Below are 24,745 nucleotides of genomic sequence, written 5' to 3' on the forward strand. Positions count from 1 at the left end.
AGGGCGACAAGCCCCTCATCAACAGGCCGGATACATGGGCGCGACTAAGCCTCACACATCAGTGGACATTTTCTCTTGCCGTGGCGGAGCGGACCATACATGGCGGAGCGGACCATACATGGGCGGAGCCCACGGTTTGGATGTTGACCTTGGGAGCTCGAGGGCATAGCCCTCGATATCTTTCAGCGCCCAAATGTTCACTATTGAATGCTAGCGACTATATGATGCGGGCTGCTTTCAAGGGGACGCATGCGCATGGCTGAGAAAGTGATCGTGCGCCGTGACGGGGTGGAGGTGGAGGAGCTTGTGTATGAGCCGCCCAGTTTGTTTATGCAGATCATCTATTGGATCGGTCGGGTGCTTGTTGGGGCGGGGCTGATCTTCTTTCTGTTCTTCGGCGCCCCCGACGAGATGCGCAAGATCCTCACTTGGGAGTCTGGCGTGGGGGTGGTGAAATCGGTCAAGCGCGAGTGGATCAGCGGACGCGGGGCGCACTGGGAGTATACCCCGACGCTCATCTCCGCCGAGGATAGATGGGGCAATTCGATCCTGTTCAATCAGACCCGCAGCAGCAGAGCCGAGGTGAAGCCCGGGCAGGTGATTGATATTCTCTATGATGGCCAACGGTCGGTGGAAGGCAGTTCGTTTCGCTCCGGCGTGTATGGCTCGCGGTGGGATCACATCGGTGATTTATTGATGGTCTCAGCGCTCTTGGTATTTCTGCTGGCGATGGTCAATGCGCCTCTGTTGGGTAAGCTCATGGTCAAGCGCATAAACAGAAAACGCTGGGAGCGGGCGATGCGAGCGGCGGGCGTGGCATCGCCGAAGCGAGTGGTCGCAGGGCGTACAAAGTAAGCGGCAATCAGTGGAAGTCAGGCCATGACTCGGCGCACATCCTCGACAATTTGCGGCTCCAGCTCGCCGCTCTTGGTCAGGCGGTCGATGATCTCCATGGTCACCGTGTGGGTGAGCCCCTCGCGATAGGGGCGATCCTCGGTGAGCGCCTGATAGATATCCAGCACGGTCATCAAGCGGGCGTTGAAGTCCAGCGCAGTGGCGGGCAGGCGCAGCGGGTAGCCGTCGCCGGTGAGCTTCTCATGGTGGTTGGCGGCCCATTCGGTGATCACCTCAAAGCCGGGAATCGGCTCCAGACACTGGCGCGTATAGTAGGTGTGCTCCTGCACGCGGGCGCGTTCCAGATCGGTGAGCTTGCCCGGTTTGTCGAGGATGGCGTTGGGGATGGAGAGCTTGCCCACATCATGCAGTGCGGCGGCGGTGCGCAGCATGAGGGTGTCGTCGGCGCTCATGCCGTAGTGGGTAGCCATGACGCCGTTCTTCTCTTCCAAACCACTGGAGTGGCGCAGGGTGAAGCGCGATTTGGAGTCGATGATGCGGCTGAAGGCGCGACACACCTCCAGCACTTGGCTCCAGGGCATCTCCACGGCGTGATGCGGGGTGCGCCGCGAGAGCGCTTGCTGGATATTGTGATTGCGCAGATCCAGCCAGAAGCCGGTGGATTGGCTCACCTCCTCGAATAGCGCCGCCAGATCCGGCGAAAAGGCGCTGCCGCGTTTCTCTTGCACGAACGCCTGGATGCGCTCGCGATTGCCCGGATCAGGATTCTCAAAGCGGAATTTCAGATCGACGAAGTCGGCCAGTCCGATGATCTGCGCCATGAGCGGAATGGCGTCGCCGCGCATGCCGAAGAAGCCGGCGCCGTTCCAGTGCTCATGGTGGAATTTGATGATGTCGCGCGCCGGACTGCGGAAGGGGAAGCAGCTGACGTTGGCTTCGCCGATATCGCAGTGGTCGGGCATATCCTCCACCTGCCGCAGACGGTTCTGCTGCAGGTCGGGGCGGGAGAGATTCTCTTGCGCCAGGCCGTTATCGTGGAGGATGGCGCAGGCGGCGATGTCGAAGCGCTCGGCGTCGTCCAACCCCGCCGCTTGCGCCAAGCGCAGGGAGATATAAGCGACGCGCTTGCCGTGGTTGGTGGTGACCCCCAGCAGCTCCGACTCCACGCAATCGATGGCGTAGGAAAGGCCGATCAGGAAGCGATTCAGGTCAAACAGCATGGCGCGCACCCTTTTTCATGAAAGTGGATGAACCGCGCGTGGATTGAAGTCAGGCGCGAGCGCGGATCCAATAGTGGCAGCCGCCCAGGCGTTCGCCGTACTCCACCTCTTCCAATGCGTTGGCGCGCAGATGCTCGCGCATGGCGGCGGCCAGCAGGCGATGATCCTCCGGCGGACCGGCTTTGCGTCCCGGCTCGCGTTCCGGGCAGGGGCCGAACTCGCCCCACTCCATAACGATGGCGACGCCGCCGGGCTTGAGAATGCGCTTAGCCTCGGCCAGCGCCGCCATGGCGGGGGTCTCATGCAGCGTAAAGGCGATGAAAACGGCGTCGAAAGCGTCATCGGGCAGGCCGGTGGCGGTCAGATCCGCCTCGGTCAGGGCCAGATTGGGCGCATCCGGCGCGCGCTGACGGAAGAATTCCAGCACCTCCGGTTGCACGTCCACCGCCGTCACATGGCCGCCGTCGCCAACCGCTTCGAGTAAGGGGAGAGTGAAGAAGCCCGCGCCGCAGCCCAGGTCCGCCACGCGCATGCCTTCGCCAACGCCCATCTGTCGCACTAGCGTCAAAGGATCGTCAATCAGGCGGCGTTTGGGATCCAAAAGCGTCGCGGCTCTGGCGGGGTCGAAGCGGTGTTTGGGATGGTGGCCGTGATCATGGCTCATGCGTCAAACTCCAAAAAGGGGAAGGTCTCCACAATCCAGGAGCGCATCTGCGCCTCACTGAGCGCGCCGGAGCGGGTGGCTTCGAGCTTGCCCTTGTTGAACAGCATCAGGGTGGGGATGGAGCGGATCTGGAACTGGTTGGCCAGGGAGCGGTTCTCGTCGGTGTTGATCTTCACCACTTTGAGTCGCCCGGCCATTTGCTGCGCCAACAGATCCAGCGCCGGGGCCATCTGCCGACAGGGGCCGCACCAGGGGGCCCAGAAGTCCACCAGCACCGGCAGATAGGCGTTGAGGGTCTGCTCGGCGAAGTCGGCCTGCTCGATGACGATGGGAACGCTGGGTCCAGTGGGCGGCAACGTCTGATTGCAACGCCCGCATTTGGCGGGCAGGCCCGCCTTGGTCAGCGGCACGCGGTTGCCCGCGTTGCATTGAGGACAGGAGATGAGAAGCGGCTGAGACAACATTCGGCTCTCCTCGATGCGGCTGTTTGGCGGCGGGTCGGCTACTTCTTGACGGGGAAGCCCTGGGACTCCCAATTGATCATGCCGCCAGTCACATTATAAACGGTCTCAAACCCGGCTTTCTTCAGCGAGACGCTGCCCAATTGCGAGCGATTGCCGCTGCGGCAGATTACCGCAACCTCCCGGCCCGGATATTGCTTTGCCAACATCGGACCCTTCGCTTTGAGTTCTGAAAGCGGGGCCAGAATCGCTTGTTTGATATGGGATTCGTTGAACTCGCCGTTGGTGCGCACATCGACCAGCAGGATCGGCGGATTTTCGCCCAAACGACGTCCCAGTTCGTGGATGCCCATGGATTTGATGCGAAACACGCGCATCAGGATGGGTCCACGGAAGACGAACAGCGTCACCAGGATGAACAGCACAAGGGTCGAGCCATTCTGTTGCAACCAGCTCATGGCGGCCTCACGGGATAGACAGTCAGGGGGAAGCGGATGGCGACAGCCGCGCACACCAAGGATCGTACGACATCGGGCGCCGCCTCATGTCAGGCAAGCGGCGCCGCGCGCAGCGACGATCTACTCCTTGGCCTGCTCCTCGGCGGCTTGGCAGAAGATCTTCTTGGTCAGCGCCACCAGGTCCAGAACCTTGCAGTCGCCGATGCGGTAGAATACCTGATTGGCGACCCGGCGCGAAGCGAGAATGTTCTTGTCGCGCATGATGGTCAGATGTTGGGAAACGTTGGATTGGGTGGTGCCCACGGACTCCACCAACTCCTGGACCGAGAGCTCTTTGTCGTTGAGCGCCACGATCACCTTCAAACGCAGAGGGTGGGCCAGGGCTTTCATGCAGCGGGCCACCTTCTCAATGCTCACGTCGTCGAATTCACAAGCCACGCATCACCTCGGAACTTTTTGGGAAAAGGCCTGAAGTGGAAGTCCGCCGCTTCAGGCCAAACGCCTCTTGCGGGCGTTTGCCAAGGACCGCTTGCGGTCCAAATTACTTTATTAGACTAATCTAATAATATAGGAAACGTCGTTTCCGACGTCAACATTTTCGCAACAAGGATTTTCTTAATTTGGTAGGCGCCGCTGGCGCCATGGACCCTGAGCGCAATGAGACCGCTATGAATGACCTTGCTCCGATACCTATGGAAAACGCCGACCGCATCGACGAAGAGGTGGTGCGCAACTGGTTGCTGGCCAACCCGGGATTCTTTCGCAACAACTCGGATCTGCTGCCGGAAGCGATTCACGCTTCGGGCAAGGTGCTGAATCTGGAGGCGGGGCATCTGAACCAGTTGCGCCGCGAAAACGCGCGCATCCGTGAAGATGTGGAGCAGATGCTCGAACGCATTCGCCGCAATGAAGCGATTCACCACACTTTCCACGCTCTGCAGAAGCGTTTGATCCAGAGCTTGGATGAGAACTGCCCCGGGCGTTTGTTGCAACGGGCGGTGGAGGGGCTGGAGAGCTCTTTCGGTCTGCGCCGGGTGAGCGTGACGCTATCGGATCGCAGCGACGGCCTGGCCCCGGGCGGGGATTTGAGCGCCTTTGTCGCCGAGGGCGAAGGGTTTGCCTGTCGCCTCAATACGCTGCCCCATGAGCAGTTGATGACCACCTTCAGTCGTGGCGTGGAGCCGGTGGTGCGAGTGGGACAGGAGGCGTTGGACCGGGAGGCGTTCTTCGGTCAGTGCGCCCGGGAAGTGCGCTCGGACGTGATTATTCCGCTCTACGCCGACCCTCTCGCCGCCATTGAGTGCGCCCCGGGCGCGCCGTTGGCCGAGCCCATCGGCAGCCTCAATCTGGGCGGCTCCGAGCCCAATCGCTTCCTGCCCAGCTACTCCACGGATCTGGTGCGCGATATGGCCGATATCTTCTGTCTGCTGCTGTTGCGCGCCATGGAATCGAAACAGAGCGAGGCGAACCAAGCGTGACGACCGAACCCGTGGACAATACCGTGCAGATCCCGTTTGGCGAGCGCTTTATTCAATATCTGGCCGCCGAGCGCCGTCTCTCGCCGCACACCGTGGCCGCCTACGAGCGCGATCTGACCGCCTTCGTGCTGTTCTGGAACGAGTATGAGGCGCGGGAGTTGGGCGAGGCCGATATCGACGCCATCACGCCGGATCAGCTGCGCGCTTTTCTTGGTCATGGGGCGCGGGCGCAGCTATCGCGCGCCACCCTGCAGCGCCGCATGGCGGCGCTGCGCGCGTGGTTCAATTTCCTGCAACGCGAAGAGCTGGCCAGGGATAACCCGGCCAAGCGGGTGGCTTCGCCCAAGAGCCCCAAACGGCTGCCGCGGGCGCCGGGGCAGGAGCAGACTGCGTTCCTGCTGGACGCCACGGCTGGCAATGACGACGACGCCGCGCCGCAGGATCTGCCCGGCTGGCCGCGTCTGCGCACGTTGCGCGATGCGGCGCTGCTGGAGCTGCTCTACAGCGCCGGTTTGCGCATCAGCGAGCTATGCGGCTTGGACCGTCCCGACCTGGACGCCCAGGCGGGTGAGGCGCGGGTGTTGGGCAAAGGCGGCAAGACGCGACTGGTCCCGGTGGGGCCGCCAGCCATTCGCGCGGTGGAGAGCTATCTGCGCGAGCGCGCGCGTCTGCAACCCACCATCGATCCATTGGGGCCGATCTTCACCGGACGTCAGGGCAAACGGCTCAATCCGCGTGAGGCGCAGCGGTTGCTGCAAAAGATGCGCAAACGGCTGGATCTGCCTGAATCGCTGACGCCCCATGCGCTGCGCCACGCCTTCGCCACTCACCTGTTGCAGGCGGGGGCGGATCTGCGCGCCATTCAGGAGATGATGGGCCACGCCAGTTTGTCTGCGACACAGAAGTACACCCATCTGGATCAAGCGGCCATGGCGCGCATCTACGACTCCGCCCATCCGCGCGCGCGTCGCCGTTCGCTGCGGGCGGCCGGGTAATGATCGTGCCCCCCGCGTTGCGCAGTTTCCTGGAGGCGATGAGCTATCCGCCGGGCTCCACCCTGGCGTTGATGATCATCGCCTTCGTATTGCTGCGCTGGCGGCCCAAGTGGGCGCGCTGGGCGCTGGGCATCGGTATTGTCACCCTCTATCTGGCCACTATTCCCGCGCTCTCTGGGCCGCTGATCAAATATATGGAGACCCGTTATGCGCCGTTGAGCGATACGGCGGCGCGGGAGAGCGGCGCGCAGGCCATCGTCATTCTCGGCAGCGGACGTTATCCGCAGGCGCCGGAGTATGGCGGCGAGGACACTCTCTCCACCAATGGAGTGACGCGAGTGCGTTACGGCGCGCGTCTGCATCGGGTTACCGGCCTGCCGATTCTGGTCAGTGGCGGGCGCCCTTATGATGAAGAGATCTCCGAGGCTGAGATCATGCGGCGGGTTCTGGAGGAGGAGTATCGTCTGCCCACCCGGTGGGTGGAGGATCGCAGCCGCAACACCATTGAGAACGCCCGTTTCAGCGCCGAGATGTTGCACAAAGAGGGGATCCATCGGGTGCTGCTGGTGAGCCACAGCCGCTACATGTCGCGCGCCATGCAGGCGTTCACCAGCGCTGGCCTCGACCCCATTCCGGCGCCGACCCTGTTTCGCACCAAAGAGACTCAGCAGGGGCTGATTCTCTGGCTGCCGCGCACCACCTCGGATATGCGCGCGGTGTTGCATGAATATCTGGGCATGCTCTACTACATGTTTCAGTGATATACTCGCCTTCCAAATGTAGTGAAGTCGCCCACTGACCCCATGATTAAGAAGGCCCGCCCAGTGCGGGGCGCCCGGCATTGAACGAAATCCTGCTGCTGTTTCTGCTCTTGGTGTTGTCCGGCTTTTTCAGCGGCTCCGAGACCGCTTTGACCGCCATCTCCTCTTCCCGCGTGGAGGCGCTGGCGGCCGAAGGGCGCAGCGGCGCGCAAGCGCTGGCGGCGCTCAAGAGCAACACCGAGCGCATGCTCGCCACTCTCCTTATTGGCAACAATCTGGTCAATATCGGCGCCTCGGCCATTGCCACGGTGCTGGCCACAGACTATTTCGGTCACTTCGGCCCCGGTCTGGCGGTGGGCGGTCTGACCCTGTTCATCCTGGTGTTTGGCGAAGTGTTGCCAAAAACCTATGCGGCGCGCCATAAAGTGCCCATCTCCCTGGCGGTGGCCCCGCCGCTGTTCCTCTTCTCCAAACTGGTCTACCCCCTGGCGTGGGGGCTGGAGCATCTGGCGCACTGGTCGGCGCGGGTGGGGGCGATGACCCCGGAGCCCACGGTTACCGAGTCGGAGCTGATCAGTTTGGCGCGCCATGGCGCGCTGGAGGGGACCATCGAGCCGGAGGAGGAGGAGCTGATTCAGCGCGTGTTCAGCTTCAACGATCTGACCGCCGCCGACGTCATGACGCCGCGCCACATGATGGCGCAACTGAGCGGCGCGCTGACCATCAAGGAGGCGTTGCCGGACCTGCTCAACCTGCCCTATTCGCGCATCCCCCTGTATGCGGAGAACCGTGACGAGATCACCCGCGTGGTCTACGCCCGCGAGGTGCTGGAGGCCATCGCCGCCGGGGATGAGAACATCACCCTGATGGAGGCGGGTCACGAGCCGGTGTTCGTGCCGCTCAATCAACCCCTGGACGACATGCTCAAGACCCTGCGCGTGCGCAAACAGCGTCTGATCATCGTGGTGGACGATCTGGGCGCGGCGCAGGGATTGGTGACGCTGGAGGATGTGATCGAGGAGTTGGTGGGGGAGATCACCGACGAGGACGAACTGCCGCCGGTGCAGCAGATGCAGGAGATGGCGCCGGGCCGCGTGCTGGTGGATGGCGCCATGGAGCTGCGCCACCTGGAGAGCTATTTCGAAACCGACCTGTCGGGCAAGCCGACGGACCGCGTCAGCCAGTGGCTGCTTTCCCATGTGGAGCGTCTGCCCCACAGCGGTGAGGAGTTCACCCTGGAGGGGATGTGGGTGCGGGTGGAGAAGTGCACCCGACGCCGCATTCTCAAAGTGGTGGTGGAGCGTGCGCAGGCGCCGGTGGCGGAGGAGATCAGCCCGCTTTCCGAGGCGTAATCCGAGGCGGGGAATTTTTTCGGGATCTTTTGCGCACGTTGCGCATCTTATATCCTTTGATGCAGGATATCTGCAGTTTGGCCCGCCCGGGCGACGCGCGCGGCGGCGCTGTTTTTTCCCGTTCCCACAACCAAAGAGCAGTCTCATGGAACCTGATCTGGTGCAACAACGCCTGTCCGAGGCGATCTCCTGTGACCACATCGATGTGGGCGGCGATGGCCGTCACTTCGAGGCGATGATCGTCAGCGCCGAATTCGAGGGCAAGTCCCTGGTGCAGCGTCATCAGCTCGTCTACAAGGCGTTGGGCGACTACATGAGCGATGACGCCGTGCACGCCATGTCCATGAAGACCCTGACTCCCGCCGAGTGGTCCGGCCAGTAAGCCAAACTGAGGCGAGCGGCCCTTCGGTCATCGTCTTCCGGCGTGTATGCGCCGCCCCTTTCTAGAGGAACATTCGTCATGAGCGACGTGCAGGAAACCATCCGCGAACAGATCAGCAGCAACCCCATCATGCTCTACATGAAGGGCCAACCCAAATTTCCCCAGTGCGGCTTCTCCGGCGCGGCGGTGCAGATGCTCAAGGCGTGCGGCCTGGGCAGCGATGAGTTCGGCAGCGTCGATGTGCTGATGAACCCGGATATCCGTGAGGGCATCAAGGTGTTCTCCAACTGGCCCACCATTCCGCAGCTCTACATCAAGGGCGAGTTCATCGGCGGCGCCGACATCATGCGCGAGCTGTTCGACAAGGGCGAGCTGGAGAAGATGATTAAGGCCGCCAAAGAGGGCTGATCTTCGTTTCGAATTGCTGAGCAAGACACAAAAAAACCCGCCAAATGGCGGGTTTTTTTGTGTCTGGAGCGCATGGACTCAGGGTTGGCAGCACGCCTCCTGGGCGTCGAAGTAGCGCCACACCCGCCACCCTTTGCCGGGCAGCCGACGCATCTCCGCCTCCTGCCGCCGGAATTCATGGCGGGGTTCGGCGTTGGGGGGATTGGGGCGCGTCACCGCTGTGGAGGCGAGCAGGGTCATGCGCCGATCCGCTTCGATGGTCGCCTGGGCAAACACCATCACATCCAGCGCCAGCGGGGTGGGCGCGGTTTCCGCCAGCGCGCGCTTGCGCGCCACCGTCTCACAGGCGGGACCGGCGCACAGCCGGGCGGCTTGGTCCAGGCGGTTCATCAAGAACGCTTCGATAAAGCGGGTGAGGGTCGTCTCTGCGGGCGATGGCGCGGTTTGCGCTGGTAGCGGCGCTGCCGTCAGCGTCAGCAGCGCGGCGCCCAGCATTCCGGTATAGATGCGCCGCCAGCGCGCGCGCATCTTTAGTGAATCCGCTTGAGAATCGTTTTGACCAACTGCTCCGGCGCCGTGGCGTGGGGAAAGATCTCCAGCATGCGCCCTAGGGGGTCCAGCAGCATGGTGTTGGAGGAGTGGGAGACGGTGTAATCCATCGGATGCTGCGGGTCGACGCGATCCTTGGCGAAGAACACGCCGAAGCTGCGCGCGGCGGCCATGGCGTCGGCGGGGGCGCGCGCGCTCAGGCCGATGATGGCCGGATGAAACAGGTCGGTGTACTCCTTGACCACCTCGACGGTGTCGCGCTCGGGGTCGATGCTGATGAACAGCGGCGTGATCTTCTCCACGGTCGGTTTGGGCAGCATCTCCAACGCTTGCGCCATGATGCCCAGATTGGTGGGGCAGACGTCGGGGCAGAAGGTGTAGCCGAAATAGAGCAGCAGATAGCGTCCCCGATAATCCTTCAGGGTGACGGCGCGTCCATTCTCATCGAGCAGGGAGAAGTCGCCATGGATGGGGATAACTCCCCCCTCAGCGCGCGTGCTGGGCGGCGCGGTGAGCAGAGCGGTGACGAGGCAAAAGAGCAGAATAACCGCCGCCAAGCGCAGGCGGGTAACCGTGGGCAGTGCGGAATTCATAGCGGAATCAATCGTGTCCTGAAAATGTGGGAGTCGCGGCGGGGACCACAAAAGGGGGGGGATGGCGCCCCGCCGCGACGGCCATAGTGCCGACCCGGTCTATTAATGACCGTGGTGCGACATATGGCCATGACTATGGCCCATAGCGCCCGGCGCCTTCACATGGACCATCACTGTTTGTTTGCCCGTTTTTTCAAAATTCAACGTCAGCGGGAAGCTTTGACCTTCGCTCAGGGGCGCATGCAGCCCGATGAACATCACATGGAACCCGCCCGGCTGCAGCATGGCGCCTGTGCCAGCGGGGACCGGGATGCTTGGCACTTCATACATGCGCATCATGCCGTTTTCCATGGTGTGGGTGTGCAGCTCCACTTTGTCGCTGACGTCGGCGGCGGCGCTGATCAGTTTGTCGTCGCTGGCGCCGGTGTTGTCGATGCGCATAAAGGCGGCGCCGGCGCGGGCCATCTTGGCCGAGGCGCGCGCCCAGGCGGCGCTCACGCTCACGCTCGCTTTGTGCTGGCCATCTTGCGCTTGCATGGCCATGTGGCCCCTATGCTCGGCGTGCTCCTTATGGCCCATGTGCTCATCGTCGCTGGCCCAAGCGTTGCTGCCGAACAGCGTGGCGGCGGCGATCAGGGCGGCCAGATGGCGGGTGTGGGGGCGAATGCGCATGGCGTCTCCTCTTGCGGCGAACCCGTTGCGGTCAGTCGGGTCAATCAGGGTGTGTCATATGCCGCACTTTGTGTCATATGACACAAAAAAATACAGCATAACTAGATGAAAATTAAAGGAAACTAACCAATGTTGAAAAGTGCGTCAAGACGTTTTTCAGCGCATAAGGGACGGCGTGACGCGGGGCGCGTCAAGTGGGCGAAAGAAAGAATTGCAGAGCTAAGGGGTTATTGCTCGGGAGGGGGCGGATCAATTTTTTTCTGGCGCGGCGCATCAGCGCTGTCAGAGGCGTCTGTGTCGGCGTCATCTTGCGCCAAACCCAACTCCATGAGCGGTTCGCGCCGGGAATCCTCTGATGTTGCGGCGGGCGGAGACGGGGTATTACGCCGCCGCTCCTGTTCATCGGCGGCGGCCACGGCGGCGGCCATGGCGCCCATGGTGGCCAGGGCGTTGTCGTCGGCGCGCTGGGCGTCGACCTGTTGCGATTCACGCCGCGAAGTTGTGTCAATCGCCTCCGCCGGGGGCGGCGCCAGACGCGTGCGGGCTTCACTTGGAGCAGGGGTGTAAGCGCCCAGCGGCCGACGCGCGCCGTGCGCCCGCGGCGGCGCGCCGGGGTGGCCGCCATTGGGCTCCGGCTCCACCAAGCTGAGCAGATAGGCCACGCTCAAGGGCTTGTCGCCTGCGGGAGGCCAGTAGGTGTCGGATCCCTGTTCGCGCAGCGACTCCAGGTGCGCCACATCGGCCCACAGGTCAGGCCCGTCAGGAATCTGCAGCAGACGACGGTAGGCGAAATCCGGCCACAGGGAGAGCAGCCGCTCCAGAGTCAGGCGGATCAACTGCAGAAACACCGAGCGGTTGCGCGTCTGCCCCCAGATCTGCATGGTCAGGCGTGATTGCAGCGGGTCGAGGGTGAGCAGGGCGCGATTGCCGCCGCCCTCGGAGGCCAACGCCACCCCTTCACGCCACTCCAGCTCACCGTGGAGGAACGCCGCCAACCGCACCATGCACTGTCCCAACAAGGCGGGAGGCAGGGAGTCGAACTGATAACAGAAGCCCAGATACTCTTTGGGCGCGCCGGAGAGTTTGCGCTCCACCGGCAGCATGGCGGGGATGCAGAAGCGCTCCACCGGCTTGGGGCGGGCGCCCGGCTGCTGCGGTTCAGTGGCCTCGGCGTAGCGGGGAATGGCCAAGGCGAAGCGGCGCGCCAGACCCAGCAGCATCTCATGGCGTTTGGCCGCGTGCAGATTCATATCCAAAATGGCGCTCAGATCGGCGCGCTGGAACAGTCCGCCGCGCCCACGCGCATTGGCCGAACCCAGCAGCCGCGAAAGCGCCTGGGTGATCCACACCGGCTCCAACAGGTCGTCGGTGCTGCCCGCCACCGGGTGGTTGCGGAAGTAGACCACGCAGCCCAGATCGTGCATCAGTTGCGCCAGCGCCTCCTGATCCTCCAGAGCGGGCGCGCCGCGCTCCAGACACAGCGCCTCAAAGAAGCGGAAGGGGGCGAATTCGGTGTTGAGGGAGACCAGGGTGGCCTTGATCTCATGCCAACTGCGCCACACCGGCTCGCGCAGTCGCGGCAGATGCTCCAGAGTTTTGATCAACGCCTGGCGGATCTGCTCCACCCCCTCGCCGGTGACGCTGGAGGCGCGGCGCACAATGGCGCGGATGGTGGGGTGGCGCTCGCGGATCTTGAGCCAGTCCAGCTCCAGCGGGAAGGCGTCGGCGCGGGCGCACACCAACGCCACCGGCGCGTTGCGGCCACAGCGCGAGCGAATGATGCGCATCCAGTGGGCCAGACGCCGCTCCGGCTCCGCCTGGGCGCCGTCGATCACCAGCATGACGATGCCGTTGGGGCTGAGTAGATAGGGGAATAGCGGCGCATACAGCGGATCGCCGCTAAAATCCCACACGTTCAGACGGGTTTCGCCCAGGCCGCCAGGCATGATCACGCTGGAGCTGAGGATGGAGACCCCCTCTGTGGGCGGACGCCTGGGATCGAAGCGTTCGCTGGCCAGGGCGTAGGCGATGGCGGACTTGCCGCACTTTGCGTCGCCCAACACCATCAGTTTGGCTTCGGCAAGCGGTTTGCGGTGGCTCTCCTTGGCTTGCCGCCAACTCTCCAGAATCTGGCGCGGCCGCGCCGGTTCCGCCACCGCGCGTTCAGGCAGCGGCAGACCGCTTTCGCGTAGATCCAACCACATCAGCGCATGGCAGGCGGACAGATCGGCGGGCAGATCGTGCAGCGGAACGCCGCGCAGATCCAGCCGCTTGAGGCGTTTGAGATTGGACAGCCCTTCAGGCAGTTCATGCAGCGGGTTGCCGTAGAGCAGCAGCGCCTCCAGGCGCGGCAGATCGTTCAGCGTCTCGGCGGGGAGCTTGGCGATGAGGTTATCGCCCAGGGAGAGCTCTTGCAGATATTCGAGCTGATGCAGCCAGTCGGGCAGCGTAGCCAGGCGGTTGCCGCGCAGCACCAGACGTCGCAGGGCGCGCAGTTCGCCGATGACAGAGGGCAGGGTTTCGAACTGATTGCCGCCCAGGCGCAGAAACGCCAGATTGTGCAGACGGCCCAGGCTGGCGGGCAGATCCGTGAGTTGGTTGCCGCGCAGGTCCATCAATTGGAGATTGGCCAGGCCGCCGATCTCCTCGGGCAGGGCGCGCAACTGGTTATCGGACAGGTCCAACAGCTCCAGTCCGCTCAATTGACCGATGGCGGGCGGCAGCTCGGTGAGCTCCCGTCCGGAGAGGTCCAAGGCGCGCGCGTCCTGTTCCCGGGCGCGGGCGATGGCGCTTTCCACTGACTCCTGATGCATGCGGCGTCCCGTTCGTTCGCCATGCGATTCAAATTCGATGGTCACCCTCCATTAATAACCAAAATCCCCAGCAGACGAAAGGCGCCGTTGGAGCGGGGGATCGCTTTTGCCGGTGAGGTGGCGAACTTTTCCCGCTTGCCGCGTGACGGTGCGGGGATGGTTGCGCCATTATAGTTATAACAATCTGTGATTGCAGGGCTTCTTGGTTGTTATGGGTTCGGCCCGTAAATTGCTTTTTGAAGGGCTGATTGATGTACTGATTGAGCTCGGCCCCGGCGCGCTTGCCCGGCAGAGCCCTGTGCGGCGTGATGTTGCGCCGCCGGATTGCGCCCCGTAGCGCGTAAAGATCGGAAGAGTGGTCATGTCAGATCCCACAATCTATCGGCAAATTACCCCGCAAGCCGCCAAAGGGCACCGCGCCGTGCGCGCGACCAATCTGTATGGGGTGGATCACCGCGTTGACGCCCCGGCTCGTGAGGCGATCAATGGGCACAAGGGTGGAATCCTGTGGCTGACGGGTCTGTCGGGTTCCGGCAAGAGCACTCTGGCCATGGGGTTGGAAGCGGCGCTGTTTGCCCGCGGCGTGCAGACCTACGTGCTGGATGGCGACAATGTGCGCGCCGGTTTGAACAAGGATCTGGGCTTCTCGCCAGCGGATCGCGCGGAGAACATTCGCCGCATCGGCGAAGTGGCCAATCTGTTCGCCGATGCCGGCCTGGTGGTGATCACGGCGTTCATTTCGCCCTATCGCAGCGACCGCGACATGGTGCGGGCGATGCATGCCGACCGCTTCAATGAGGTCTATATCGCCGCCACTCTGGATGAGTGCGAAAGCCGTGATCCCAAAGGGCTCTACAAGCGCGCCCGCGCTGGCGAGATCCCTGAGTTCACCGGCATCTCCGCCCCCTATGAAGCGCCGGAGAAGCCGGAGTTGCTGGTGGACACCACCGGCCGCGCGGTGGCGGCGTGTGTGGAGGAGTTGGCCGATTACGCCATGCAGCGGTTTGTGACTGGAGCCGGAGATCAGTAAGATGTTGACGCGCAGTAGGGGCTGTCGCCTGCTGCGCGCAGAGTTTCAAGGCCGACGCCGTGAGCCGTTGCGCCGGGAGTTGATTTGCCCGTAGAGTTGGCGGCTATATTGCTTGCTTCTACAATTGTTACGGGGAAACCAGCCCGGCGCGCGGCGCGCAGTCAGAGACCTGACGGCTCACAAACGGCGCGTGGAGTCGATGCTGGCCCCATGTGAATTTAATTTCCGACAACTCAATCGATTACGCAGATGACGCGATCTCTCATCAAACGTCACGCTATGACGCTGCGCCTGGGTCTTCGACTCGTGGCGTCGTCGTGTGCGTTTGCCGCGTCTGCGCTTCTTTTTGCAGGATCCGTCCACAGCGCTCAATCCGATCTCTACATTATTGACGCCGTTGGCGTGCGCATGCGCACGCAGCCAGACGCCAGCAGCGCCGTGATGGCCAGCTGGAGTCGCGGCCGTCCAGTGGTGGCGTTGGCCAGCAAAGGCGACTGGACTGAAGTGCGCATGGAGCACGGCGGCGGCGAGAGCGGCTGGATTCTGACCTCTCTGTTGCGCCGCGCCGAGCCAGCGGCCGTGCCCGCTGAGGACAAAATATCCGCCCAGGTGAACGCCAATGGCGTCAATGGACGCACGGCGCCCAGCATCAAAGCGCCGGTGCAACTGCAGCTGTTTGCCCAGCGCTCCGTGTGGGTGCTGGAGCAGCGTGGGCAGTGGTCGCGCATTGTGCGCAGCGATGGTTTGGGCGGCGATGTGTGGGTGGCGAGCCGCTTTTTAACCCAGGAAAGCGCCCCACAGGTCGCCCGTGCGGCGCAATCGGTGGCGCAAACCGGCTTGGCGGCGGGTGAGGCCAGCGCGGTGTTGCGTGAGATGGTCCAGGGGGCGGCCAGCGCCAACGCCACGCCGCGCTCGGCGCAGAATCCGGTGAAGCGAGAGCAGAACAAAGCCGCTTGGCTGGAGCAGGAGATGGCGGCCACGCCGTTGCCGCAACCGCTGCTGTCTCAGGTGCGCTTGGAGAACGCTGAGTTGATGGCGTCGCCGCGAGTGGACGCCGAGATTATCGCCAAACTGACATATAATCAAAAAGCGTGGCAACTGGCGCGTCGCCCCGACAACTGGGTGCAGGTGCGTTTGGAGGATGGAACGCGGGGGTGGATTTGGGCCCCGGCGCTGGTGGCTATCGGCGAGCATGAGCAGGAAACCACGCCGCCGCCGCAACCTGATCGTTCCGCCGAGTCCGCCTCTGATGCGGCGAATCAAGCTGGGGCCGAGTCCCCGAAACAGCAGAGCGGCGGCGCCGCAGCGCTCTCCAAGCCAGCGGATCGAGAACGATTGACGCATCTGGATTCTCCCCAGCCCATCCCGGCGCAAGCCGCGGCGGGCGCAGTGGTTTCCGTCCCCCAGGCTGTGTTGCCGGTGGTGCAGGTCCACGATACCGCGCTGCGGGTGCGTTTTAAGCCCGCGTTGGATGCCGGCGTGATGGCGGGGATGCAGCCGGGTCAGCAGGGCTGGGTGCTCAGTCGCGCGCCACAGTGGGTGGAGGTGCTGCTGGCCGACGGCCACCACGGCTGGGTTGCGGCCGAGTACTTGCGCCAGACGCCGCCGCAACAGATTCAACTGGATCCGGCGCGTTTGTCGCCTGAAGCTTCCGTGCTCTATGCGCGCGCGTTGGCCATGGCGGCGTTGGCGGAGCAAGCTCCGACATCTGATGCGCCCAAGTCGCAACCTGCGCCGCAGATCGCCAGCGCGCAATCCTCCGTTCTGGCGCAAGCGGCTGCGAAGTTGGAGCGGGAGGAGCAGAACGCCAAGCCCATATCCGCTCTTGTGGTGACTTCACCATCGGAGTCCAAACAAACTGAGTCGGCAAATTCTGCGTCTGAACAGACGCTCCCTGAGGCGGTTTCTGCGAAGGCGTCGCCGTCAGAGCAAGCGGCGCCAGAGCCCATCGCCGAGACCCGGGAGCGCTTGCGCCAGATCATCAAACCGGCGCCCTCAGAGGCTTCCCCTGCGCTGCTGCGGTTGGCCGATGTGAATGACTCCCTGCGCGATCAGGCGCGCAATCGTCTGTTGCGACCCAAGCCCCAGCCCCAAAAGGCTACCGAGAACGCCATGCAAGTGGCGACCAAGCCGGAACCCGATGCGCAGCCAACCGCGTCGCCGCCTGCGCAATCCGCCAAACAGGTTCTGGAGCAGTCCGACGAAACGCTGGCGGCCATGGTCGCCGACATCGCGCAGCGCAAAAGCGCGCCGGTCGCCACAGATGCTCAGTCCGATCGTGCGGCGTCGACGCCGGTTGTTGAGTCGACGCCGTCGTCTGTGGCCTCCAGCGCACAGGCGGAGGAGCCGTTGGCGTTGCCTGCAGGCGTCGATGCGGCGCATGTGCGCATCACCACCCGTGCGTTCTCCAATATGCGTCGACGGCCCAATGATGAGTCGACCATTGTGGGGCAGACGCATATTGGCGATCCATTGCAGGTGATCGAGACCCAAGGCGAGTGGTTCAAAGTGATCGACCTGCGCCCCAACAGCGTCCTCAAGGGGTGGATCTGGGGCCCGTTGACGAGGCCGCTGATGGTGGATGGCAAAGCCCAAGCCAAGCCCCGTTTTGCGGTGGATCGCGAGCAGGCCAATCTGCGCGCCGAACCCAACACCGAGGCGCCCATTGCCGCTCAACTGACCCGCGGCGCCTGGTTGCAGGCGACGGGCGAAGTAAACGGGGCGTGGCTGGCGGTGCGCAATCTGCAACCGCCGCATCAAAGCGGATGGATCTGGTCGCCGCTGCTGCGTTCGCAGGAGCGTCCGCCAGAGGGTGTTGTCGCCGCCGCGCCGCCAACGTCCGAAGCCATCGCGCCGACGGCAGAAGCCTCTGCGGCGTCAGCGCCTGCAACCAAACGCGCCTTTGCGCCCAATGACGACCCGGATGTGGCTGAACTGGACAGCATGTTGACACAGGCGTTGGATCTGCCTCCGTCGCAACCGCCCACGTCGCCGTCGTCGCCACGCCAGGCGGTCTCCTCCCGTGTGTTGAGCGCCGCCGCGCCGCGCGTGCTGCAGCCGCCGGAGCTTGCGCCGCGCAGCCGCGCCCAATCCGATAGCGAGGCGGCAGAGCCCGAGGCGTTGGTCGCCGCCAGTCATGCGCCTGATGATCCTTTGGCGCAGCTCTTCCCCGGGCGCCCCAAGCACGCCGCCTTTGCGAAAACCTGGGCGCAGTTGGCCGATCAGACGCGCAGTCTGGCGGGTTGGGCGTTTTTCAGTGATTATGCTTTTGCGCGCGATGGCAAAGAGCTGCGCGTGTTGGGCGCGCCGGAGACCTTCGGCCCCTTGATCGACCGCTATCTGCGCGATCGCAAGCTGATGGATCTGGCCCACGCCTGGCGACAGATGATGCAGCATGAGAAGCGCCTGACGGTCAAACTCTACGATCCTCAAGGCCAAACGCGCATGACGCGTCGTTTGGATTGAGTCGGCGGGGTTCCCCCATGAATCTCTCCTTTCCTGAAGCGTGGAGCGCGCTGCTGTGGCATGAGCCCCTGCGCAATCTCTCTCCCGTCAAACGCGCGCTGGTTTGCGCGGCGCGTCTGCTGCGTCGTCTGATCGCCGATCTGCTGGGCGGCGAGATCAGTCTGCGCGCCATGGGGCTGGTCTACACCACGCTGTTGGCGCTGGCGCCGCTGCTGGCGGTGAGCTTTTCGGCGCTGAAAGCGTTTGGCGTGCAGGATCAGATGGAGGGCTTCCTGAACGCCATTCTCGAGCCGCTGGGCGAACAGGGCCCGGAGATCACCGCGCGGATTATCGACTTTGTCGCCAACATTCAGGCCAAAGTGCTGGGGGTGATGGGGCTGGCGATGCTGTTCTACGTCACCGTTTCGGTGGTGCACAAAATCGAAATGGCGCTCAACGCCATCTGGCGCGTGCGCTCGCGCCGCTCCTGGTTGCAGCGCATTGGCTACTCCCTCTCCACGGTGATCGTCGGCCCGGCGTTAATGGTCTCCTTCATGGGCGCCATCGCCGCCATGGCCGCCACGCCCTGGGTCAAGTCGATGATGGGCGAACACTCCATGGCCATGGCGGTGTCGGTGTGGAGCGCGCTGGCGCCCACGCTGCTCATGGCGCTGGTGTTCACCCTGATCTACCGCATGGTGCCTGATGCGCCGACCCGCTTTGGTCCCGCGCTTTTGGGCGGGTTGCTGGCGGGGACGGCCTGGCGCGTGGTGGGGTGGGCGTTCACCCGGTTTGTGGCCCAGAGCACCCAGTACACCGCCATCTACTCCGCCTTCGCCACCCTCATCCTGTTCATGATGTGGCTCTATATCAGTTGGCTAGTGTTCCTGCTGGGCGCCCGTGCGGCCTATCTGTGCCAAAATCGCGGCGCTCTGAACGGCGATGAGGGGGCGCAGGATGGCGCTTACGTGCTGGCTGATCGCATGCTGGCGATTCTGCTGCGCCTGGGGCGCGACCATGCGCAGGGAGAAGCGCAATGGAGCGCTGATCGTCTGGCTCACGAACTGGACGCCACCCCCGCGCAGATCGAACAGGCGTTAGCGCGGCTGAGTCAAAATGGGCTGATCCGTCCGTTGTCGGGGGATCGTCCTGCCTACTTGCCCGCGCGGCCGCTGCAGAGCATCCCGGCGCAACAGGTGATCGACTTGGCCATGGGCGGCGCGCCCTTTGAAGGGACAGACGCACAGGAGAGCTTGTCGCACCCCATGCGGCAGGCTCTGGCGCGCGGGTTTGACGGCATGAGCGTGGCGGATCTGGCCAAGGGCGATCAGGCGCAAGAGACGCACGCGCCATGAGCGTCGCCTCCGATGACGCCGTTGCCGCCCGCTATGCATTGCGATTCCGCATCGGAATCTTCTTCGCCATTCTGGCGCTCATGGCGTTGGCGCTGGCGTTGACCTTCCAGATCACCATGGGCGCGGTGCTGGATCACTACAGTGAAGCGCTGGATGAGGAGGAGGAGAAGACCCGCATCCTGTTTGTGGAGACGCAACTGCTGATGGCGCGGCAGTCGCAATTGCAGAGCGTGCTGCCCAATATCGATGGCGAATCGCGTAGCATCGATATGCCTGGATGGTTGGATGCGTTGACCCGCTTGCAATTGGCGCATCAGGAGCTGGCGCGCCTGGTGGCGCAGAACGTCGGCGACTCCACCGAAGCCAAGCAGTTCACGCAACTCAGTCAATCCGTGGAGCGACTGCAGGCGATCTTCCGCCATGCCGAGGAGCAGGGCGTCATTGTCATTGAGGAGTTGCGCCGTCTGGAGGCGTTGACTGAAGCGGCGCTGAAGCTGGTGGATGACATGGCCGCCTATATCGACAAGGAGATGCGCGAGATCCGTCAGGAGGCGCTGAACAAAAGTCGCAAAAGCGTACGCTGGGGCTGGAGTGTGGCGGCGGCGGCCATTGTGCTGTCGTTGCTGGTGGCCACGCTGCTGGTGCGGCGTTTGACGCGCAAGCTCGGCGCCATCGCCCAAGGTGTGCAGCGGGTGGCCCAGGGGCGGCTGGATCAGCCCATCGCGCTGCCGCATCCCACCCAGCGCGATGAGTTGGACCTCATTGGCGAACACATCAATCAGGCCGCCACACAGTTGGATGCGGCGCAGCGGGAGGCGCGGCGCGAACGCGACCATCTGGCGCAGGTGTCGCAGACGTTGGCCAACTTTTTCCCGCCGCAGGTGCGTGAGCGGATTCTTTCAGGTCGGTTGAGCGATCGCATCGCCTCGCAACGGCGCAAATTGACGGTATTTTTTTCCGATCTGGTCGGTTTTACCCGCGCCGTGGAGAACATGGAGGCGGAGGATCTGACCCGACTGCTCAACGAGTACTTCCATGAGATGTCGGAAATCGCCCTGGCCCATGGCGGGGTGATCGACAAATACGTCGGCGACGCCATGCTGGTGTTCTTTGGCGATGACGAAGGAGACGTTGATCCACGCGAGGGTGCGGCCGCTTGTGTGGCCATGGCCGCGCAGATGCAGCAGAGCATGGTGGGGCTGCGGCAGCGCTGGGCCAATCAGGGCGTGGCGCGTCCATTCCATGTTCGCATGGGAATTGCAACGGGTTACTGCGCAGTGGGAATTTTTGGCAGTGAAAAGCGTCGCGATTACACCATCATCGGCAACACGGTGAATCTGGCCAGCCGATTGGAGTCGGCGGCCCAGCCCGATGAGGCGCTGGTCAGCCACGAGACCTATGTGCTCACGCGCGAGCTGTTTCACTTCACCCCGCGTGAGCCGATGACGGTCAAAGGGGTGGCTGAACCTGTGCAGGCCTATAGTGTGGGCGAGCCGCGCGGGGCCCAGGGCGGCGGTGTCATCGCCCGTGAAGGGCGCGGATTCTCCCTGTTTCTGGATGCCGACAGTCTGGATGATGCGGCGCGGGAGAGTTTGGCCGAAGCGCTGGCGCGAGCGTCGAAAAGTCTCCAGCCGCCAATAAATTGAATCAGGGTGTTGAGGCGGAAAATAAAATTGTCTACATTATGTTAAGTTGGGCAGGGGTTGGCGTTATGATGGATCGATTCGATTTCTTGGAGCCGAGCATGATCATGTTGCGTGGCTTGGTGTGGGGTCTGTTTTTTGGCGTGGCGTCATTTTTGGCGGTCTATTGGCCCCATTTGAGCGTCGCCACCATGGTGGCGCTGGTGATGCTGTTGCTGGCGCCGCTGGCGTTGATCGGTGTGGTGTTGACCTCGCGCACCAATAAAGAGAACTACTGGCGCACCTTTACGTCCGGGCAGCGTCGGCATCAGTGGCCGCGCTAAATCGGCTTTCCCTGATTCTATAGGGCGCAGGCGTGTGACGCTTGCGCAATTGTACGAGAAACAAAAACGCCCGCTGCTCTGAATTGAGCAGCGTGTAGCGACGTTCGTTACGTTGTTCGTCGTTCGTTCGTCGTCGTCGACGGTCGGTCGTCGTACGGTCGTCGGTGTCGTCGTACGTCGTCGTCGTACGTCGGTACGGTCGTGGTCGTCGGTCGGTCCGTCGTCGTCCGTCGGTACGGTCGTCGGTACGCGACGGCGCCGCCGCGCCGCGCGTCGACGTCGCGTCGTACGTACGTACGTACGTACGTACGTACGTACGTACGTACGTACGACGTAACGACGACCGACGTACGTACGTCGTCGTAGTGNGNGNGCAGCGGGCGTTTTTGTTTATGGCTCTTTGGCGCGCAGCCGGGGCGTTACAGGTGCTGTGAGCCATCTTCGGCGATGGAGGTCTGCGCGCCGCTGCTCTGGGCGTAGACCAGCACCGGCGCCTCGCCGCGATTGCGAATCGCCACCCGGTCGCCCGGTTGCGGATTGCGCAGGGTGACGTAGTGGATGCCGTTGACCACCAGCGCGCGGGCGGCGTCCCGGCGCGCGCCGGGGGCCTCATGCTGCACCATGATGGGGGTGGGTTGGGCGGCTTCGAACTGCAGCACCATGGGTCGATCCCCCTCGGCGTTCAGATCCAGCCGCATGGATTGGCCGGGGAAGACGATAAACCGGCTGGTCCAATCCACATCCCGCGTGCGCGCCTCTTCAAACGAGACTTCGGAGACTTCCAGGCGCGGCGATTCCGTTATGCCTGTTTGTTGAATCACCACCGGCGCCGCCAGGGTCAGGGCCAGCGCCGCCACGGCGCCGCCGCCGATGAACGACATGGGCTGAATGGACAATCCCTGCGGATGCCGCAGCCAGTCGAACAAGCGCTGCAGCACGCCCGCAGGTCGAGCAACGGTTTGCGCGGCCAGAGCGGTTTCGATGCGTTGGGCCAAGTCAGTGGCGGGGCGAGCCTGTTGGGCCTGGGCGCGCAAGTCGTCCAGCGCCTCCTCCAGGTCGGCCATTTCGCCCATGGCTTGGGCCGTTGGCAGCGGATTGGCCGCTGTGGCGCGATAGAGCCGACGCATCTGCTCGGGGCTCAACTGGGCGTCCAGACCCAGCGCAATGAGCTCCAGCGTCTCTTCGTCCGGCTCCTGCTCAACATGTTTGTGGTCGTTATTGTGGACCATGGCGGTTTTCTCCCTTGGCCCTTAAGTGACCGCTGTGGGCAAATGGTTGCATCGGGTCACTCCATTTCCTGGAACAGCGACATCTGATTCTGCTCGGTGAGCAGCGCGCGCAGCTTTTTGCGGGCGCGGAAGATGCGCGTTTTCAGTGCGCTGAGGGACAGATCGCAGATCTGCGCCGCCTCCTCATAACCCAACCCCTCCAACGAGATCAGCGCCAGCGGCTGATACAGCTCTTCGGGCAACTGACTGAGCGCATGCTGAAGAGCGGCCATGCGCGCGTCGCTGGCGGCGATGGTCTCGGGGTCGGGTTCGTTGGAGGCGTGGTGTCGCAACGCCTCATCATCCACCATCTGATAGCGGAACTGCGGCGCGCGCGAGCGGAAGTTGCGCGCCAGATTGTTGGCGATGCCCAGCAGCCAGGTGGAGAACAGCGATTGGCCCTGGAATGCGCGCAGTTTGCGGTGCGCCTCCAGAAAGGTCTCCTGGGTCAACTCCTCGGCGTCTTCGGCCAGGGGGATCTGCCGCAGAATAAAGCGGTAGACGCGCAGGTGCAGACGACGCGCCACGGCGTTGAAGGCGTGTGGATCTCCATCCAACGTGGCGCGCAGGGCGTCGGCGTCGGGGTCATGGGCGACGAACTGTGGGACGGTCATAAGGCGATGCGCAGGCGCGTCACTTGAGCGAACAGCGCAGCGCGCGTCCGCCGCCGCTGACCATGGCGGAGCCATTGCGCGGGGTTTTGACGCGGCACTCGCCATCCCAACCGGGTTGGCCGCCGGGCTTGACCGGCGTGTAGCCGGACATGGCCATAAGCGGCGTGGGATCGTTGCGGCATTGGGAGGCGGCGCAGCAGGCTTTGCCGCCTGGGGCGATATCGGCCTGATAGCGGGAGGCGTCCAACGCCTGCACGTGAATATTCTCGGCGGTCTGGTTGAACACGCAGAAGGCGGCGGCCGGCGCGGGCGCGGCCAGCAGCAACAGGGCGGTCAAGGCGCCGGAGCGCCAAAACATGCGCATGGGTTGTTCTCCTACAAGGGCGCCCCCGATTGGGGCTGTTCCCATGTGTGGCGGATAGGGGCGGCGAGTTTCAATCTCGCATCCTACGGCGCCTGGGTCCCGGCGCCAAGCCTCGCAAATGGGAAACGCGCGCTACTTTCGCTCTGACGGCGCCACGCAATGGGTAAGACGCGGCGCCAACGCCGCGCCCGCAACCGTCCTCAGGGCGGAGGAGAAGAGCGATGAGCAACCGAAATTTTCACCGTGTGTTGAGCCTGGCCGCCATCATCTGCTTGGCGTTGTTGGGCAGCGGCGTTTTCGCCGTCCAGGCCGCAGCGCGAGAGTTGGTGAGCGTGGATGTGATGGTGAATGGGCGGGCGCTTACCCAGTATCGCGCCAGGGGCCAGCATTATGTGGCTGGTCAGCGCGGCGAGGAGTACACCCTGCGCCTGACCAATCACGGCAATGAGCGGCTGCTGTGCGCGCTGTCGGTGGATGGGCGTTCCGTGATCGATGGCCAGCAGGCGGGTTATGACAGCGGCGGCTATGTGCTGGAGCCGCGCTCCACCACCAACGTGACCGGTTGGCGACTCAATCGCCGCCACGCTGCGCGCTTCACGTTTAGCGACCGGCGCAACGCCTACGCCACGCTGCTGGGCGATGAGGACAATCTGGGCGTGATCGGCTGCGCGGTGTTTCGTGAAAAGCGGCGGACGCAGCTTTTCGACACTCATCGTGGGCGCACGCTGGGCGGCGACTCCTCCATGGGTTCGCTCGGCAGAAGCCTGCGCGGCGACCAGGGCACGGCGTTTGGCCGTCCCGTGCGCGCGCCGGTGCAGGTGACCCGCTTTGAACGCGCCAGCCGCGAGCCGGAGCTGGTGATCTCCATTCGCTACGCCAGCCGTCGGCAATTGGCGCGCATGGGGGTGCTGCCCCATCGACGTCACAAGCAGTGGAGTCCCGACCCTTTCCCCACCACCAGTTGGGCCGAGCCGCCCAATAACTGGCCCTGGAGCCTGTTGCTGGAGAATCAATCCCGGCGTCACCACGGACATCGGTAATCC

General features: G+C 63.6%; 25 protein-coding genes. 13 read left to right on the top strand and 12 right to left on the bottom strand.

The window, feature by feature from the left end; genetic code table 11:
• The first annotated feature begins 255 nt into the window (after positions 1-255).
• Complete coding sequence (locus tag MAIT1_RS14005; RefSeq protein ID WP_143814851.1) at positions 256-855, top strand: DUF3592 domain-containing protein; 600 nt, start codon at positions 256-258, stop codon at positions 853-855.
• Between the two features lie 17 nt (positions 856-872).
• Here the strand turns inward: MAIT1_RS14005 and MAIT1_RS14010 are convergent, their stop codons facing one another.
• The 5 genes from MAIT1_RS14010 to MAIT1_RS14030 all read right to left on the bottom strand — a co-directional run bounded on the left by MAIT1_RS14010 (position 873) and on the right by MAIT1_RS14030 (position 4,096).
• Positions 873-2,075 (bottom strand): HD-GYP domain-containing protein, encoded by a 1,203-nt coding sequence (locus tag MAIT1_RS14010; protein WP_143814852.1) that lies wholly within the window; start codon positions 2,073-2,075, stop codon positions 873-875.
• Between the two features lie 49 nt (positions 2,076-2,124).
• Positions 2,125-2,739, bottom strand: a complete 615-nt coding sequence (locus MAIT1_RS14015) for a class I SAM-dependent methyltransferase (protein ID WP_085443798.1) — start codon at positions 2,737-2,739, stop codon at positions 2,125-2,127.
• Positions 2,736-3,203 carry a thioredoxin TrxC gene (gene trxC, locus MAIT1_RS14020; protein ID WP_085443800.1) on the bottom strand — a complete coding sequence of 156 codons (468 nt, stop codon included), beginning with the start codon at positions 3,201-3,203 and terminating at the stop codon, positions 2,736-2,738. The genes MAIT1_RS14015 and trxC overlap by 4 nt, the downstream gene beginning before the upstream one ends.
• A 38-nt stretch (positions 3,204-3,241) precedes the next feature.
• Positions 3,242-3,658 carry a rhodanese-like domain-containing protein gene (locus tag MAIT1_RS14025; RefSeq protein WP_085443802.1) on the bottom strand — a complete coding sequence of 139 codons (417 nt, stop codon included), beginning with the start codon at positions 3,656-3,658 and terminating at the stop codon, positions 3,242-3,244.
• A gap of 120 nt (positions 3,659-3,778) precedes the next feature.
• Positions 3,779-4,096 (bottom strand): ArsR/SmtB family transcription factor, encoded by a 318-nt coding sequence (locus tag MAIT1_RS14030; RefSeq protein ID WP_241893484.1) that lies wholly within the window; start codon positions 4,094-4,096, stop codon positions 3,779-3,781.
• A gap of 230 nt (positions 4,097-4,326) precedes the next feature.
• Here MAIT1_RS14030 and MAIT1_RS14035 point away from each other — a divergent pair, with 230 nt between their 5' ends.
• From MAIT1_RS14035 to grxD, 6 genes are all read left to right on the top strand, one after another.
• On the top strand, positions 4,327-5,136 hold the full coding sequence (locus tag MAIT1_RS14035) for a DUF484 family protein (RefSeq protein ID WP_158089502.1): 810 nt from the start codon (positions 4,327-4,329) through the stop codon (positions 5,134-5,136).
• Positions 5,133-6,131: a tyrosine recombinase XerC gene (locus MAIT1_RS14040; RefSeq protein WP_158089503.1), complete on the top strand. Its 999-nt coding sequence runs from the start codon at positions 5,133-5,135 to the stop codon at positions 6,129-6,131. Before MAIT1_RS14035 ends, MAIT1_RS14040 begins: the two co-directional genes overlap by 4 nt.
• Positions 6,131-6,892, top strand: coding sequence for a YdcF family protein (locus MAIT1_RS14045; protein ID WP_085443809.1), 762 nt, complete (start codon positions 6,131-6,133; stop codon positions 6,890-6,892). Before MAIT1_RS14040 ends, MAIT1_RS14045 begins: the two co-directional genes overlap by 1 nt.
• An 80-nt stretch (positions 6,893-6,972) precedes the next feature.
• On the top strand, positions 6,973-8,244 hold the full coding sequence (locus MAIT1_RS14050; RefSeq protein ID WP_085443810.1) for a hemolysin family protein: 1,272 nt from the start codon (positions 6,973-6,975) through the stop codon (positions 8,242-8,244).
• A gap of 145 nt (positions 8,245-8,389) precedes the next feature.
• Positions 8,390-8,626, top strand: a complete 237-nt coding sequence (locus MAIT1_RS14055; RefSeq protein WP_085443832.1) for a BolA family protein — start codon at positions 8,390-8,392, stop codon at positions 8,624-8,626.
• A gap of 78 nt (positions 8,627-8,704) precedes the next feature.
• Positions 8,705-9,034 carry a Grx4 family monothiol glutaredoxin gene (grxD, locus tag MAIT1_RS14060; RefSeq protein WP_085443849.1) on the top strand — a complete coding sequence of 110 codons (330 nt, stop codon included), beginning with the start codon at positions 8,705-8,707 and terminating at the stop codon, positions 9,032-9,034.
• A 78-nt stretch (positions 9,035-9,112) separates the two neighbouring features.
• On the opposite strand, the gene MAIT1_RS14065 is transcribed toward grxD, so the two are convergent.
• The 4 genes from MAIT1_RS14065 to MAIT1_RS14080 form a co-directional block, all read right to left on the bottom strand.
• Positions 9,113-9,562 carry a hypothetical protein gene (locus MAIT1_RS14065; protein ID WP_085443852.1) on the bottom strand — a complete coding sequence of 150 codons (450 nt, stop codon included), beginning with the start codon at positions 9,560-9,562 and terminating at the stop codon, positions 9,113-9,115.
• A gap of 2 nt (positions 9,563-9,564) precedes the next feature.
• Positions 9,565-10,176, bottom strand: coding sequence for an SCO family protein (locus MAIT1_RS14070; RefSeq protein WP_085443854.1), 612 nt, complete (start codon positions 10,174-10,176; stop codon positions 9,565-9,567).
• 102 nt (positions 10,177-10,278) lie between these two features.
• On the bottom strand, positions 10,279-10,848 hold the full coding sequence (locus MAIT1_RS14075; RefSeq protein WP_085443856.1) for a copper chaperone PCu(A)C: 570 nt from the start codon (positions 10,846-10,848) through the stop codon (positions 10,279-10,281).
• Between the two features lie 227 nt (positions 10,849-11,075).
• On the bottom strand, positions 11,076-13,661 hold the full coding sequence (locus tag MAIT1_RS14080) for a leucine-rich repeat domain-containing protein (RefSeq protein ID WP_143814854.1): 2,586 nt from the start codon (positions 13,659-13,661) through the stop codon (positions 11,076-11,078).
• A 361-nt stretch (positions 13,662-14,022) separates the two neighbouring features.
• Between MAIT1_RS14080 and cysC the strand changes: the two genes are divergently transcribed.
• The 5 genes from cysC to MAIT1_RS14105 all read left to right on the top strand — a co-directional run bounded on the left by cysC (position 14,023) and on the right by MAIT1_RS14105 (position 21,456).
• Entirely contained in the window at positions 14,023-14,691 is a 669-nt protein-coding gene (cysC, locus tag MAIT1_RS14085) for an adenylyl-sulfate kinase (protein ID WP_085443897.1), read from the top strand.
• Between the two features lie 408 nt (positions 14,692-15,099).
• Positions 15,100-18,156 carry an SH3 domain-containing protein gene (locus MAIT1_RS14090; RefSeq protein WP_158089504.1) on the top strand — a complete coding sequence of 1,019 codons (3,057 nt, stop codon included), beginning with the start codon at positions 15,100-15,102 and terminating at the stop codon, positions 18,154-18,156.
• Positions 18,157-18,173: 17 nt separating this feature from the next.
• Entirely contained in the window at positions 18,174-19,490 is a 1,317-nt protein-coding gene (locus tag MAIT1_RS14095) for a YhjD/YihY/BrkB family envelope integrity protein (RefSeq protein WP_085443930.1), read from the top strand.
• A complete protein-coding gene (locus tag MAIT1_RS14100; protein ID WP_085443932.1) occupies positions 19,487-21,136 on the top strand; it encodes an adenylate/guanylate cyclase domain-containing protein in 1,650 nt (549 codons plus the stop codon). The genes MAIT1_RS14095 and MAIT1_RS14100 overlap by 4 nt, the downstream gene beginning before the upstream one ends.
• A gap of 98 nt (positions 21,137-21,234) precedes the next feature.
• Positions 21,235-21,456, top strand: coding sequence for a hypothetical protein (locus MAIT1_RS14105; protein WP_143814855.1), 222 nt, complete (start codon positions 21,235-21,237; stop codon positions 21,454-21,456).
• Between the two features lie 419 nt (positions 21,457-21,875).
• Here the strand turns inward: MAIT1_RS14105 and MAIT1_RS14110 are convergent, their stop codons facing one another.
• Genes MAIT1_RS14110 through MAIT1_RS14120 form a run of 3 tightly spaced genes read right to left on the bottom strand, consistent with a single transcriptional unit; the run spans position 21,876 to position 23,702 of the window.
• A complete protein-coding gene (locus MAIT1_RS14110; RefSeq protein ID WP_085443961.1) occupies positions 21,876-22,685 on the bottom strand; it encodes a hypothetical protein in 810 nt (269 codons plus the stop codon).
• Positions 22,686-22,741: 56 nt separating this feature from the next.
• On the bottom strand, positions 22,742-23,338 hold the full coding sequence (locus tag MAIT1_RS14115) for an RNA polymerase sigma factor (RefSeq protein WP_158089505.1): 597 nt from the start codon (positions 23,336-23,338) through the stop codon (positions 22,742-22,744).
• Positions 23,339-23,357: 19 nt separating this feature from the next.
• On the bottom strand, positions 23,358-23,702 hold the full coding sequence (locus MAIT1_RS14120) for a hypothetical protein (protein WP_085443963.1): 345 nt from the start codon (positions 23,700-23,702) through the stop codon (positions 23,358-23,360).
• Positions 23,703-23,923: 221 nt separating this feature from the next.
• Between MAIT1_RS14120 and MAIT1_RS14125 the strand changes: the two genes are divergently transcribed.
• Positions 23,924-24,742 (top strand): hypothetical protein, encoded by an 819-nt coding sequence (locus tag MAIT1_RS14125; protein WP_085443964.1) that lies wholly within the window; start codon positions 23,924-23,926, stop codon positions 24,740-24,742.
• The last annotated feature ends 3 nt before the right edge of the window (positions 24,743-24,745 follow it).

It is taken from the genome of Magnetofaba australis IT-1 (assembly GCF_002109495.1).
GTDB classification, from domain to species: domain Bacteria; phylum Pseudomonadota; class Magnetococcia; order Magnetococcales; family Magnetococcaceae; genus Magnetofaba; species Magnetofaba australis.